Annotated in this window: 13 protein-coding genes; 8 read left to right on the forward strand and 5 right to left on the reverse strand. The window is 51.6% G+C overall.

Going from position 1 to position 13199, the window contains the following annotated elements:
• The first annotated feature begins 20 nt into the window (after nt 1-20).
• The 3 genes from lysA (at nt 21) to PsAD5_RS04680 (ending at nt 4797) form a co-directional block, all read left to right on the forward strand.
• Nucleotides 21-1292 (forward strand): diaminopimelate decarboxylase, encoded by a 1272-nt coding sequence (lysA, locus tag PsAD5_RS04670; protein WP_063291250.1) that lies wholly within the window; start codon nt 21-23, stop codon nt 1290-1292.
• 96 nt (nt 1293-1388) lie between these two features.
• Nucleotides 1389-4034 (forward strand): TIGR02302 family protein, encoded by a 2646-nt coding sequence (locus tag PsAD5_RS04675; protein WP_063291251.1) that lies wholly within the window; start codon nt 1389-1391, stop codon nt 4032-4034.
• A 130-nt stretch (nt 4035-4164) separates the two neighbouring features.
• The gene (locus PsAD5_RS04680) at nt 4165-4797 is read left to right on the forward strand and encodes a TetR/AcrR family transcriptional regulator (RefSeq protein WP_063291301.1); all 633 of its coding nucleotides are present in this window, start codon (nt 4165-4167) and stop codon (nt 4795-4797) included.
• 56 nt (nt 4798-4853) lie between these two features.
• On the opposite strand, the gene PsAD5_RS04685 is transcribed toward PsAD5_RS04680, so the two are convergent.
• The 4 genes from PsAD5_RS04685 to PsAD5_RS04700 form a co-directional block, all read right to left on the reverse strand.
• Nucleotides 4854-6155, reverse strand: coding sequence for a S41 family peptidase (locus tag PsAD5_RS04685; protein WP_063291252.1), 1302 nt, complete (start codon nt 6153-6155; stop codon nt 4854-4856).
• Nucleotides 6156-6321: 166 nt separating this feature from the next.
• A complete protein-coding gene (locus PsAD5_RS04690) occupies nt 6322-6717 on the reverse strand; it encodes a response regulator (protein ID WP_063286186.1) in 396 nt (131 codons plus the stop codon).
• A 14-nt stretch (nt 6718-6731) separates the two neighbouring features.
• On the reverse strand, nt 6732-7277 hold the full coding sequence (gene hpt, locus PsAD5_RS04695; RefSeq protein WP_063291253.1) for a hypoxanthine phosphoribosyltransferase: 546 nt from the start codon (nt 7275-7277) through the stop codon (nt 6732-6734).
• A complete protein-coding gene (locus PsAD5_RS04700) occupies nt 7274-8239 on the reverse strand; it encodes a zinc-ribbon domain-containing protein (RefSeq protein ID WP_063291254.1) in 966 nt (321 codons plus the stop codon). Before PsAD5_RS04700 ends, hpt begins: the two co-directional genes overlap by 4 nt.
• Nucleotides 8240-8662: 423 nt before the next feature.
• On the opposite strand from PsAD5_RS04700, the gene ftsE reads away from it, so the two are divergent.
• The 5 genes from ftsE to PsAD5_RS04725 all read left to right on the forward strand — a co-directional run bounded on the left by ftsE (nt 8663) and on the right by PsAD5_RS04725 (nt 12579).
• The gene (gene ftsE / locus PsAD5_RS04705) at nt 8663-9322 is read left to right on the forward strand and encodes a cell division ATP-binding protein FtsE (RefSeq protein WP_057464653.1); all 660 of its coding nucleotides are present in this window, start codon (nt 8663-8665) and stop codon (nt 9320-9322) included.
• Between the two features lie 25 nt (nt 9323-9347).
• A complete protein-coding gene (locus PsAD5_RS04710) occupies nt 9348-10394 on the forward strand; it encodes a cell division protein FtsX (protein ID WP_063291255.1) in 1047 nt (348 codons plus the stop codon).
• A 102-nt stretch (nt 10395-10496) separates the two neighbouring features.
• The gene (locus PsAD5_RS04715; protein ID WP_208981609.1) at nt 10497-11204 is read left to right on the forward strand and encodes a YdcF family protein; all 708 of its coding nucleotides are present in this window, start codon (nt 10497-10499) and stop codon (nt 11202-11204) included.
• A 65-nt stretch (nt 11205-11269) separates the two neighbouring features.
• Nucleotides 11270-12049 carry a lysophospholipid acyltransferase family protein gene (locus tag PsAD5_RS04720; RefSeq protein ID WP_063291257.1) on the forward strand — a complete coding sequence of 260 codons (780 nt, stop codon included), beginning with the start codon at nt 11270-11272 and terminating at the stop codon, nt 12047-12049.
• 158 nt (nt 12050-12207) lie between these two features.
• A complete protein-coding gene (locus PsAD5_RS04725) occupies nt 12208-12579 on the forward strand; it encodes a hypothetical protein (protein ID WP_208988484.1) in 372 nt (123 codons plus the stop codon).
• A 13-nt stretch (nt 12580-12592) separates the two neighbouring features.
• On the opposite strand, the gene PsAD5_RS27525 is transcribed toward PsAD5_RS04725, so the two are convergent.
• On the reverse strand, nt 12593-13174 hold the full coding sequence (locus PsAD5_RS27525) for a gamma-glutamylcyclotransferase (protein ID WP_342585834.1): 582 nt from the start codon (nt 13172-13174) through the stop codon (nt 12593-12595).
• Nucleotides 13175-13199: the final 25 nt, after the last annotated feature.

Below are 13199 nucleotides of genomic sequence, written 5' to 3' on the forward strand. Positions count from 1 at the left end.
GCCAGCGCAGAGGACCTACATTGCATTACTTTGAGTTTAAGGATGGCGTGCTTCACGCTGAAGATGTTGCGCTGAGCGAAATTGCAGCGGAAGTTGGAACACCATTTTACTGCTATTCCCGCGCGACATTTGAACGTCACTTCAAGGTTTTTGACGGGGCGTTTGATGGAATTGATCATCTGACCTGTTATGCAATGAAGGCGAACTCCAACATCGCTATTTTGACGGTGTTGGCGAAACTTGGCGCTGGTGCGGATGTTGTTTCTGAAGGGGAACTGCGCCGTGCACTGAAAGCGGGCATTCCTGCAAGTAAGATTGTGTTTTCTGGTGTTGGCAAGACCCGTCAGGAAATGCGTTTTGCGCTGGATGCTGGCATCCTGTGCTTCAATGTGGAATCCGAGCCTGAGCTGAAGCGGCTTTCTGCCGTTGCTTCCGAGATGGGTAAGGTTGCGCCGATTTCTCTTCGCATCAACCCGGACGTTGATGCGAAGACCCATGCCAAGATCTCTACCGGTCTGGCTGCGAACAAGTTTGGTATTGCCTGGGACCGGGCGCGCGCTGTTTACAACGAAGCTGCGCAGCTGCCGGGCCTGAAAGTGACCGGTATGGACATGCATATCGGCTCTCAGATTACTGAGCTTGGGCCTTTTGATGATGCTTTGGAACGCCTTGGTGTGCTGATTGGCATGCTGAAGGAAGACGGCATTGAGATTGACCACCTTGATGTGGGTGGCGGTCTTGGCATTCCTTACGGAAGCGGAATTGAAGCGCCGCTGCCGACTGAGTATGCGAAGGTTGTTCGTAAACACATTGAGCGCCTTGGCGTGACACTGATTACCGAACCGGGCCGCTTGATTGCCGGAAATGCGGGTATTCTCGTTACCGAAACGATCTACCGTAAAGAAGGTGAAGCGAAGAACTTCGTCATCGTGGATGCTGCGATGAACGATCTGATCCGCCCAACTCTTTATGAAGCTCACCATGACATTGGTGCGGTGAGCGAAGAGCGTCAGAACGGTGAGCAGATGATGGCGGACATTGTTGGGCCAGTTTGTGAAACCGGTGATTATTTGGCCCGCGACCGTGAAATGCCGAAGTTTGAGGAAGGCGACCTGCTGGCTGTCTACTCTGCTGGTGCTTATGGCGCGACCCAATCCGGCACTTACAACACGCGTCTTCTGGTGCCTGAAGTGTTGGTTGATGGCGACAAGTTTGCGATCATCCGTCAGCGTCCGAGCTACGATGAGTTACTAAATCAAGACGTTGTGCCGAACTGGGTTGAAAAGGCTTAACTCTGTTTGAAAGCCCCTTAGGTTTGCCAGATTGCTGATCTACGTTAATCGCCGTATGCTCAAAAGAAAAAGTAGGCGGCGATTAGCGAGGCCTTTGTGACCCATCAGAATGAGAATGGCGGCAATAAAAACCTAAAGAATGCCATAGCTTCTGCAAGTGAATTGCGAGAGCATAAGACGCGTTATGGCGAAGGGGCCGGGCTATTTGGCCTGTGGCAGTACCTGTTTTCTCAAAGATTATCCTATCGATTGAAAAGGCTGGCTTTTAAAGCGCAGCTTTATTTGTTTTGGGAGCGGTTTTGGCCTGCCATTCAGGTGCCGCTTATCGTGGCTTGCCTGTATGTTGCCGTTAGTTTTTTAGGGCTGTGGCAGCTGCTTGGGTTCTATGGCTCTGCGGTGGGATCAATCCTGTTTCTCGCTGTTTTTATTTGGAGTTGCTACCCGCTTTTACGCCTGAAGCTTCCTGATGAAGCGGAGGGGCTGCGCAAGGTTGAGCTTGCCAGTGATCTGCCGCACCGACCTTTGCTCTCTTACAAAGATGAGCAGGCGACCGGGATGGATGACGAAGAGGCGCTTGCGCTTTGGTCTGCACACCAAAAGCGATTACGAGAGCGGCTTAAAAACCTGCGTGTTGGGGGCGTTAATCCGCGTGGGTTTGCCAAAGATCCTTATGCCCTGCGTGTTTTCGCCGTTATGTTGCTTGTGGTGGGGTATTCCGTTTCGGATGCGAACCGGTGGTCCAGCCTTTTAGCTCCTTTTCGGGTGCAGAGTGTTGGCAGTGCGTTGCCAGCGCGCATTGATGCGTGGGTGACGCCGCCAGCTTACACGGGTGAGGCTCCTGTTTTCCTCAGCGGGGATGCCAATCAACTGAGGGATTCCCGGGATGCGCTCTCGATTGCCAGTGGCAGTGAGGTATTGGTGCGGGCACAGGGCACTGGTGAATTCTCCGTTGTTTATTTTTCGCGCCGTGGACAAGAAGTTTTGGAACCGGAACGTGTTCAGCCGGGAGTTGGTGAAAGCTCTGCAGAGCTGAAAACCACCGAATGGCGGTTTCCGTTGAACTCAAGCGGACGCTTGCAGATCCTTCAAAATGACTCTCCGAAATATTCCTGGAAGATTGCTATTCGCCCTGACTTGCCGCCGCGTATTCGTTTGTTTGATGATCCCGAAGAGCAGCTTTCCGGCAGTCTCAAGCTGACTTATCTGGTGCAGGATGATTACCGCGTGGTTTCTGCTGAGGCTATTATGGAGCAGGTTCAGCGCGGAGATGAGGAGAAGCAAGGCCGATCTCTGGTAGAGGCGCCACGGTTTAACCTGAGCTTGCCGCCCAAAGATTCCAAGATGGCTGTCGGGCAGACCTTTCAGGATTTGACGGCTCATCCATGGGCAGGTTCTGAGGTGGCTCTTGTGCTTGTGGCTCGTGATGAGGCTGAGCAAGAGGGGCGCTCGCAGCCCGTTTATATCAAGCTTCCAGAGCGCCGCTTTAATAAGCCGTTGGCGCGGGCTGTTGTTGAGCAACGTCGTAATCTGGCAATGAACGTTGAGAGCTATCCGCAGGTGGTGGATGCGCTGGATATGCTGATGATTGCGCCGGAGCGGTTCATCGATGATGCCGGGTCCTACCTGCCGTTGCGCTTTGCTTATGCCGAGTTGGTTGCAGCCAATACGGATGAGCAGCTGACAGACATGTTGGACGTGTTGTGGAACGTGGCGCTGACGATTGAGGATGGTGGCTTATCTGCCGCTGAGCGAGCTTTACGTGAGGCACAGGAGGCTTTGCGGCGAGCGTTGGAGCAGGGCGCATCAGAGCAAGAGATTGCTGAGCTGATGAGCGATCTGCGTAAGGCACTGGATGATTACCTGAAATCCATGGCCCAGCAGATGCGCGAGAACCCTCAGCAGCTTGGTCAGATGCCGATGGATGAGAATTCTCAGCAGATTACCCCTCGGGATCTGGATGACATGCTGCGTCGCATGGAAGAGCTGGCGAAAACTGGTTCTTTAGAGGCGGCGCGTGAGCTGTTGGCGCAGATGCAGCAGATGCTGGAGAACATGCAGAACGCGCAGCAACAACAGCAAGCGCCAAGCCAGCAACAGCAAGAGATGTTGCAGGCTCTGGAAGACCTTGGCGAGATGATCCAGAAGCAGCGCAACCTGATGGATGAAACGCACCAGTTTGATCCGGACAGCCAGCAGCGCCGTCCCGGCCAGCGCAATGACCAGCAGAATAAGCGTGGTCCGGGTGGTGAGATGAGCAATGAGGAGGCGCAGCAGGCCTTCCGCGAGTTACAGAAGCAGCAGCGCAATCTCTCTGACGACCTGCAGAAGCTGCTCGACAGCATGGCAAACAACGGCGCCAAGCCGAGCAAGGATCTGGATAGTGCTGGTAACTCCATGGAGGATGCTGGTGATGCGCTTGGTGCGCAGCAGGCGGATGAGGCTGTGTCTGAGCAGAGCCAGGCCCTGGAATCCTTGCGCAAAGGCGCTCAGCAGCTTGCAGAGCAACTGGCTGGTCAAGCTGGTGGGCAAGGGCAAGCAACCAACTCTCCGCTGAACGAGGACCCGCTTGGCCGTATGCGCCGTGTTGAGGGGCCGGAGTTTGGCAGTCAGGTGAAAGTGCCTGATGAGATTGAGGTTCAGCGGGCGCGGCGTATTCTGGAAGAGCTGCGCCGCCGGCTTTCCGATCCTGACCGCCCGCAGCTTGAGCTGGAGTATCTGGAACGGTTGATGAAGCGCTACTGATCAGCGGTTTCAGGATGCTTTAATGAAGAGTTAGAAAACTAGATTGATCGCGATGTCGGTCCTTCCAGTTTTCTTTGCCATTTGGCGGCTCCTTCATTGTCGTGCCTGCTTTAGCTCCTATACTTTCGCCATGAGCCAGACAGACCCAAACAAACCTGAAGTTCTGTCACACATCATCGAAGAGGTGATGGATGACTGCATCAGGGTGTTTGTGCTTAAAGGGCTGCAAGCCTGTTCCATGGAGGACTTCTATGAGGCCTGTGGACCACATCGGACGTATGTGGAAGAGCATTTCACGACTAAGCAAGACTTCTGCGCTGCGGTTTTGCTGTGGTGGCTCAACAGCATTTTTGCAGAGCTGAAAAGCACCATTTCACTGCACTCCAATCTGCATTCGGCTATCGAAGCGGTGCTATATGAGTTCATCGATATCTGTGTCGGTCATCGTGAAAGCAAGCACGGCGATAAGTTTTGTGTGCTCGACAATATGGCGTTGTTTGATGAGGAGCTGCTGGCGAAGTTTGCGATGTATTATCAGGAGGGTGTGAAGCATTTTCGCCTGAAGTTCATGGATCTGAAGAGTGAGCTTAAAGACCCTGATGACATTGAGAAGCTTCTGATCTTCTATGTGATGATCCTTGAGGGGCTTTATGTTCTGATCCGGCGTGGGTTCTCCCGTAACATGCTTTTTGAATATGCTGATATGAGCCTGCACACGCTGGAATTTTATGAAAAGCGCCCGTCTGATAAGGCAGCTGATTAAAGGTCCGCAGGCACCGGCTGCGAAACTGAAGCTGGATGAGGGCGTTAGAGATTGGCTTAGCTGGTCACGGCTTGTCTGAGCAGTTGCTGTGCAAGTGTGAGGGCGGGGTCGTTGCCTTGGCGGATGTCTTCTGGTGTTGGCATAACCGGATAATCCGGATGTATCCCAACTCCTTCGAACCTTGTCCCATCTGGAAAATCAGTACGCTTTGCTGAGATTGTGAGCTGTGTTTTTGGCAGAGGTGCCTCAAAATAGGGTTGTCCGGTTGAGCCCGCGGACGCTTCTCCAACGATTGTTGCGCGTCCGGAATGTTTTAGAGGTATCAAGAGATCTTCGGTTGCTGAGCCGCTGCCAACATCAATCAGAACAATCAGCTTTCCTCGAAACGGTGTGGCACTGGCTGGGAAGGTCTCGCCGTCTGTGAGGAGATGCATGGGCGTTGTTTCAGCGTTGGGCTGGGTGTGATGTGCGGAGAGTTCTCCGTTTTGCCATGCAGCCACGCCTTGTTCAGCCTTCTCCAGTCCGGTGATCTGAGGTGTTCGTTCCATCCAGATTGCGATCGGCTCCAGGCAGAGTTTTTTCATGAGCTTCATGGGTGTGTTGCCGCCGCCATTGCCACGTAAGTCAAGGATGAGTGGGGACTGGTTGTCGATCTGGCTTAGGAAGGCGAGAGCTTGTTCCTCGTACTCTGGTTTTGAGAAGCTGCGGATGATCAGGCGTGGATGCTTTCCCGAAGTGTCGAGTTCAAATGCTTTGAGACATGAAAGTGGATGCTTGTGTCCTGCGCGGGTGATCTGCAGGCTTTGCCCGTCGTGAAGAGTGATGTTGAGTTGGTTTGGCAAAAGAAAGCTATTGAATAGCAGCAGGTTGCGTTCTGCAGCTTCTGGCTTTGAGGCGCTGACAAGCTTTATGTACCTCGCAAAGAACTCATTAGCAGGAAGGTTGTTGACCTGCTCAATGACGTCTCCGGCTTTGATGTCTGTGCGGGTTGAGCCACAAACAGTCCATGCGCGCTTTGAGGCTGATACGGGTAGCGGGCGTGCCCAGAACCCAAAGCCTGAGTTTTGTAAGAGTGTGAAATCAATGAAGTGAGTATGCGCGTTCTTAAGGCGAGCCAGATAGCTTTGCGTTGCGAGCAGGAAGCCACGGCGATCTTCGACGTCTTCCAATGCACCTAGATAGCGAAAGTAGAGATCAGCGTTGCTGGTTTCCGGGATGTTTTCCCAATGCGCGAAACAGCTTTCTACCGCTGTATATATTCGGCTGGCTGCATAGTACTTTGCTACAGGAGGAAGGGGTGCTGCCGGGTCTTCCAAGCGCATCATTGCTTGTTGAAGGGCAGAAGTCTCTTGTTCCATGGGAAAGCTCACTCAAAACCAACAATGAAATATGCGCATAGAAGATCAGGAAACCCTGATTTTGTACAGCGTGTTGGATTTAGGTTTGGCGCTTGAGACTGAAAAAACAAAACGCGACCGCTCGGAGGAGGGATCGCGTTTCTTGAAACTTTATTGGGGAAGGGCTTTAAGCAAAAGCGGTTTGCTGAGAGCCTTCTTCTTCTGCCAAGGCAGTGGTGACGGCTTTTCTGACTTCCACCAGTGAAAATGGTTTTGTCAGAACGTCCTTCACGCATTTACCGACTTCTTCAGAGCGTTCACGCTGGTCTGCGTAACCGGTCATCAAAAGGATTGGCAGGCCCGGATAGCGAGCGCTACTTTGCATCGCAAGTTCGATACCATCCATCTCCGGCATTCTGATGTCGGAGAGCAGAAGGTCAAACCTGCCCTGCTGTTGCAGCAGTACAAGAGCGGCTTCGGCGCCATCTTCTACGGCGGTCACTTTGTGCCCGTCCAGCTCCAATGCACGTTTTACAAAGGCGCGGACCGCATCATCGTCTTCCGTCAGAAGTATGTGAGCCATTATAGCCCCCCTAGTTAGTCGTCACCTTCCTGCGGCACGTAGCCGATGAATGGCAACTGTCTCCATGCATGCCCCATGTCCATGCCGTAGCCGACGACGAATTTATCCGGACAATCAAAGCCCGTATAATCCGATTTAACATCGGCTTTTCTGTGGTTCGGTTTGTCCAGGAGTGCAGCAATCCGGACAGACTTGGCTCCACGTGCGGCGATCATGTCGCGTGCAAACTTCAGAGTGCGGCCGGATTCAAGAATATCATCGACCAAGATGACGTCTCTTCCGGTCACGTCGCTTTCGATATCGCGGAGGACTTTTACCTCTCCTGACGACACCGTTCCACTTCCATAACTTGAAAGGTGTAAAAATTCCATTTCCGGAACGGAACCTGCTCTGTGCAAAGCACGGGCAAGGTCAGCTGCAAAAATGAAGCTTCCTTTCAAGACCGCTACTACGAGGAGATTGTGAGGCTTGTCCTGTGAGATAGCTTCTGCGACGGCTTTTACGCGTGCCGCGATTGCTTCTTCATCAAACAGCACGCGGATTTCCGGGTTACCGGTCATCTAATGCTCGCTCTTTTCTTTTGGCGCTCAACAAAGCGCAATTGAATGTCGGCGGCTCGCTCTGGCGGATTGTTTAGCCGAGCTCTGAACCGGGTTTTATCACCTGGTGCAAGCCAGTCTTCTCTTGGCTCAACAATCCAGGAGTGTATCTCTTGCGTGTCCAGTGAGCGCAACGCCAGCTTAATCGCCGGAATATACGTCTCGCTTCTTGTAATATTTTCTACAGAACCTTCCACAACAAGCACGACGGAACCGTCGTCCACCTCACGGAATGTTCTCAGATCCTTAAATACAAGACCACGCAGATTTACGGTCATACCAGCCAACTGGTAAAGACCAGCCAAATCGGGGAAGGTTCTTACGATTGATTCACGGTAGTGCACAGCTGAAAAACAGAGTGCGAGTGAAGCAGCAAGAAGACTTGCGCCCAGCAGGCCTTTCGCGCTTATAACACCTGATTTGCGGGATGACTTGGTTTTTTTTCTAGATCTTCGGTTGGACTTTTGAAAGGTGCCTTCAGATTTCTTTTTATCGTCGGGTTTATCCTCTTCAGAACCCGTTGGTTCTTCTGATGCCTCATAGGAGTTGCCGGCCTTGTCATTGGACTGAGTGCCGGTGTCCTTGCCCATAGAACCGCTTGAATCTGAAGGTTCTTCCTTGGGTTTTCCTACAAGGTCGTCTTCTGAAAATGCTTCGTGACGATCTGCTTTATCGCCGAGACCAGCCCAATCGTTTTCATCCAAGCTTTCGGAGAACGAGGGCTCTTTGCGGTCGTCATCGGGTGTTGAATTGTTGTGTACTTCGGGCTCAGCATCGAGTGCAGCGGCCCAATCGTCCTCTACCTCTGGTGTAACCTGCCAGATATGATTGCAGCTGGCGCATTTTACTTTGCGGCCAGTCTCTCCAATTTTGTCCGTTGGAATCTCGTAGGCAGTATTACATTGAGGGCAGATAATTTTCATCGAGCGTGGTCCAAAAGCGGTCGGTCTTTAAAAGGAATGGACAAGCCGCTTAAATCCTTCATTTTCTAGCGTATTCGTCTTCGAGAGCCGAAGGAGGCTGTCGGGAACACGTCTCAGAGCCACCAAATATGCAATATACTCACAAGTACTCAACTGCGTAGGCTTTGACTAGCCTAAATACTGGGGCTTCACGTCAGGTTGAGTGACTAGAATTTATACTATCTGAAGTATGAGGACCTCTATATCCTTAATGAAGTGTTAATTTATTCGAGGGATATCCAAAGGAACAGGCTCGCATAAATTTGCAGGGGTAAGTTCAGTCAAAAATTGAACGCGAGAAAATTATTTTTTAGAGTGATTTGCACGAGTTTGGCCTCATTTTTCTGATAAGGCGAAACCTCACGTCTGCTAGGGGAATTTTCGGTGATACGCTTTGAGAATGTGGGACTTCGGTATGGCATGGGCACTGAAGTACTTCGGGATTTGACCTTTTCCATTGAGCCGCAATCTTTTCAGTTTCTCACTGGTCCTTCAGGTGCGGGCAAAACCAGTTTGCTGCGCCTGTTATTCCTTTCTATGCGCCCCACTCGTGGGTTGATTTCTGTTTTTGGCAAAGACACCACCAAGATCGCAAAGGCTGAGCTGCCATCTATGCGCCGCCGGATTGGCGTGGTGTTTCAGGATTTCCGATTGCTGGATCACCTGACCACCTACGAGAACGTGGCTCTGCCGCATCGTGTTGCGGGGAAATCCGAGGCAGAGTACCGTCCTGATGTGATTGATTTGCTGAAATGGGTGGGACTTGGTGACCGTATGCATGTGCTGCCGCCTGTTCTTTCCGGTGGTGAAAAGCAGCGTGCTGCTATTGCGCGGGCGTTGATCACACGGCCTGAAGTTTTGCTTGCGGATGAGCCGACAGGTAACGTGGATCCTCCGCTTGCCCGCCGTTTGCTGCGTTTGTTCATTGAGTTGAACCGGCTCGGCACCTCAGTCGTGATCGCAACCCACGATTTTCATTTGCTGGAACAGGTGGAAGCTCGGCATCTTATCCTCAACGACGGGCGGTTGGCTGTTCATGACTGATACTCAGCAAAGAAGAGAACCGCCAATGTCTGGCCCAAAGTCCGTGCCAAAACGTGCGCCAGCTGGACAAAAAAGGCCTGGCAAGCCGCGGAAAGGACCGCCAAAAGGCAAGGGTGGTCGCCCGGTCAAAAAAGCGGCGGGTGCGAAACCTTCCGGGTTACGGTTCAAGCTTAAAGAAAGACCTGCCCCGATTGTTCCGCCGCAGGCGATCTCCGGTCAGGCCCTGATGCTTGTTGTGGCGATCATGAGTTTTCTGGCCTGCCTGACCGTTGGGTTTGTGGCCATCGTCAATGATGCGGCGAATGACTGGACCAATGATCTGGTGCGCGAGGTCACTGTGCAGATCCGTCCTGCGGATGGCGTGAACATGCTGCAGGAGATTGATCGCACGCTGGCTCTTGTTCGCGAGTTTCCCGGTGTTGGAGACGCGCGCGCTCTTTCTGATGAAGAAACCAAGGGATTGCTTCAGCCCTGGCTTGGGGAGGGGCTTGAACTGGAAGAGCTTCCGGTTCCGCGTCTTGTTCTGGTGGAGATAGATGATCCTGAGCTACTTAATCTGGCAGATATGAAGGCTCAGATTGAGCAGGATATTCGTGCAGCGTCGGTGGATGATCACCGTGTCTGGAACCGTCAGCTTTCAGCTATGGCGAACACAGCTGTGCTTGTGGGTTTTGGTATTCTGGTGCTCGTTCTGTTTTCCATGGTGCTCTCCGTCATTTTTGCGACGCAGGCTGCCATGTCCGGTAACAAGGATGTGGTTGAGGTGCTGCACTTTGTTGGCGCGGAAGTTAGTTTTATTGCCTCCGAGTTTCAGCGTCACTTCCTGGTGTTAGGGCTTAAAGGCGGGGTCATTGGCGGTACGATTGCCGCACTGAGCTTTCTGGTTATGGGCTTCTTTGGGAGCTCGGACATCACTTCCGTCAGTGGAAATCAGGTGCAGGCCTTGTTTGGGGCGGTGCAGGTGAGTGCGATTGGGTATGTTGGAATTGTTGCTGTTGTGGTGCTTGTTGCGGTCTTGACCGCCCTGACGTCTCGTCTGGCTGTCCACAGACATTTGGCAAATATGGATTAAGTGTCGTTTTCTTTCCATTTTCGCCAGTTCTGATATGTAGTCAGGAAAATATTCGTTCAGGTTTGTGGCTATAAGCATTGTAGCGACATCATGGAGCATTCTTTGAATACGCGCGACACAGCGGCTAAATTTAAAGCAACCGGTGAGCAAGAGCCGGTACCAGCCAGCGTTGATAAACGCCCTGGCCGGAAGTCGTTTGTCCGGCGCAGTGTCCGTTTTTTCTTTTTGTTGTTTCTGATTTGCTCTGTCGTTTTTGCAGCTGGCTTCTTGTGGTTTGTGGAAGTTTTGCAGCCCTCTGTGCAGGCCGTTGTACCCAAACATGCTGATGGCATTGTTGTTTTGACGGGTGGTCGAGACCGGATTTCGCAAAGTCTGGATCTTCTGGAAGTGGGAAGCGCGAAGCGTCTTTTGATCTCAGGCGTTCATCCATCAACCAGTGCAAAGCAGATCGCGCGGCTTAATTCCAAACGCATGTGGTTGTTTGATTGCTGCGTTGATCTGGACCGAAAAGCGCTCAATACCATCGGGAATGCCGAGGAAACTGCCAACTGGGTGCGAAAAAATCAGTTCAGCTCACTGTTGGTCGTTACCAGTGCCTATCACATGCCTAGAGCATTGGCCGAATTGCAAGTTCGCCTGCCGGATGCTGAGCTTTACCCAAGTCCTGTCTACCATAAAGAGCTGGATTTAGAGCATTGGTATGAAAGTTCTTCGATAACAAAGCTTCTCCTACGCGAATATGTGAAGTATATCCTCGTTCGGCTGCGAGTTGAGCTGGACGCTGTATTCCCTGTAAGACACTCCTCTTAATTTCGTAAGATGAAATCTGAATTCACCTTGGCATAGTGTCAGGTGGAAATGGTTGTGAAGGTCCTATGCTCGTCCTGCGTTCCGTTCTTTTTAACGTGCTTTTTTACATCAGCACCCTGATCATTATGATCGCATGTATGTTTTTGTTTGTGCTTCCTGTCCGGTATTGCTGGTGGCTGCTGCCATTCTGGGGCCGTGTAGAGAAGTTTCTGTTGCGTTGGGTTGGTGGTGTAAAATCTGAGATCACAGGCATCGAAAACCTGCCAGATACCGGCTGTGTCATTGTTTCCAAGCACCAGTCTGCATGGGAAACATTTGCGCTTGCTGAGTATTATCGCCAGCCAACGTTTATTTTGAAGCGTGAGCTGCGCTGGGTGCCGTTCTTCGGATGGTATCTGATGAAGTTCCGCCAGATCCCTGTTGATCGTGGTAAAAAGGGTAAGGCCCTTGCTGCCATGGGTAGACGGGCCGCTGAGGCAATTGCGGAAAATCGCAATATCATCATCTACCCTGAAGGAACACGCCGTCCTGCTGGTGCTGAGCCACAATACAAATATGGTATCGTGCACCTTTATAAAACGCTGAACTGCCCGATTGTTCCGATTGCTCTTAACTCAGGTGTTTATTGGCCGCGTCGCCGGTTCTTCCGTTTCCCTGGCACGATCAAAGCAGAGATCCTTGAGCCTATTCAGCCGGGCTTGCCACCAGAGGAATTCTTCAAGCTTTTGCAGGAACGGATCGAGACTGCCTCTGACCGTTTGCTGGATGAAGCGGAAAAAGATACGCCGGATAACATTATCATCAAAGAAGCTCGTGTACTGCAGGCAGAATATAAGAAAAAATAAAGATTTTGCGTGGAAATCAGATGTTTCAAAGGAAGAAGGCCGCCTTTGCCTTAAAGGCGGCTTCTTTTTTTGACAATGCTCTGGCTTAACTTGTAACATGTTCGCAGTTTGTTCTATAAAGTACTATGGGAAATAGCAGGAGAAATCAGGAGAGTGCGTTGCAGTACTCATTGTTTGATGATCGCTTGCCAAGTGGCAGGTCTCCACGTGTGTCAGAGGAGCTAGGTGCTGGTAGCCAGTTCAAATACTGGTCTGGTGCATCCGGGCATCGTTACCTCTTTACCCGGATCTCTCCGGAAGAGGTTTCTGACTATGCGGAGAACCTTGTTCTGATCACAGACAAGAAGAGCGAAGCCGTTGTCTGGCTCGGGTTTTTGGGTATGTCGAATGAAAAGGCCCCAATGCCTGCGCTGAAACCTTCGCAGGGTGCATACGTACATCTTCTGGCAGAAGACAGCGCGGAGAGGGATCGCGCTCACAATGATCTGCGTACGGGGATCTTTTCTTATATCAAGCAGGAAGACGAGTAGTCGAAACCTGAAGTTATATCGAGAGTTGTCGTGCCAGCCATTCTACGTTCTGGTCTTTAATACCCATTTCCTTCATATGTGCGTGAGTGTTGAGTACATACTCCGGATTTGCGCCAGACTGACCCACAGCCCCCTTTACAATCTGCAATTGGTCTTTTAGCGGTAACGCACCTGCATATTGCTCGTGTTTCTGGTCTGCAACGAATGTGACTGCACGAACTTTGGTGCCTTCCTCGTCCAGCAAACGGACACGGCGGTGTGTTTCCAGATACACCATGGTTTGCTGTTCACGCTCGCGGAGATACTCAAGTGTGTGCTGCCAGTTTTCTGGTGAGACCCTGAATGCCATGCCGATGCAAGCACCGCCTTTATCCAGCCCAAATACCAGTCCAGGGTTGTCTTGAGTCCCGCGATGAACCCATGAATACACACAGAGAGATCTATGAACGCCATGCAAGATTGCGGGGACTGCTTGCTCGAAAGTAAAGCCAGGGCGCCAAATTAGTGAGCCGTAGCCAAATATCCATAAATCTCGCATAACTATTTTCTCGTAGAATTCTTTGAGTGACACGCCTATCAGGCTCGTAATCAGCATGCAACTCACAGCACTGTGTGAGGGT

Source organism: Pseudovibrio sp. Ad5, from assembly GCF_001623095.1.
GTDB lineage: Bacteria > Pseudomonadota > Alphaproteobacteria > Rhizobiales > Stappiaceae > Pseudovibrio.

What these genes read in the sequence shown, in the direction of transcription:
- PsAD5_RS04680 (WP_063291301.1), top strand. Translation starts at nt 4,165, where the DNA reads ATGAGCCAGACAGACCCAAACAAACCTGAAGTTCTGTCACACATCATC.
- PsAD5_RS04685 (WP_063291252.1), bottom strand. Translation starts at nt 6,155, where the DNA reads ATGGAACAAGAGACTTCTGCCCTTCAACAAGCAATGATGCGCTTGGAA.
- PsAD5_RS04690 (WP_063286186.1), bottom strand. Translation starts at nt 6,717, where the DNA reads ATGGCTCACATACTTCTGACGGAAGACGATGATGCGGTCCGCGCCTTT.
- hpt (WP_063291253.1), bottom strand. Translation starts at nt 7,277, where the DNA reads ATGACCGGTAACCCGGAAATCCGCGTGCTGTTTGATGAAGAAGCAATC.
- PsAD5_RS04700 (WP_063291254.1), bottom strand. Translation starts at nt 8,239, where the DNA reads ATGAAAATTATCTGCCCTCAATGTAATACTGCCTACGAGATTCCAACG.
- PsAD5_RS04710 (WP_063291255.1), top strand. Translation starts at nt 9,348, where the DNA reads ATGTCTGGCCCAAAGTCCGTGCCAAAACGTGCGCCAGCTGGACAAAAA.
- PsAD5_RS04720 (WP_063291257.1), top strand. Translation starts at nt 11,270, where the DNA reads ATGCTCGTCCTGCGTTCCGTTCTTTTTAACGTGCTTTTTTACATCAGC.
- PsAD5_RS27525 (WP_342585834.1), bottom strand. Translation starts at nt 13,174, where the DNA reads ATGCTGATTACGAGCCTGATAGGCGTGTCACTCAAAGAATTCTACGAG.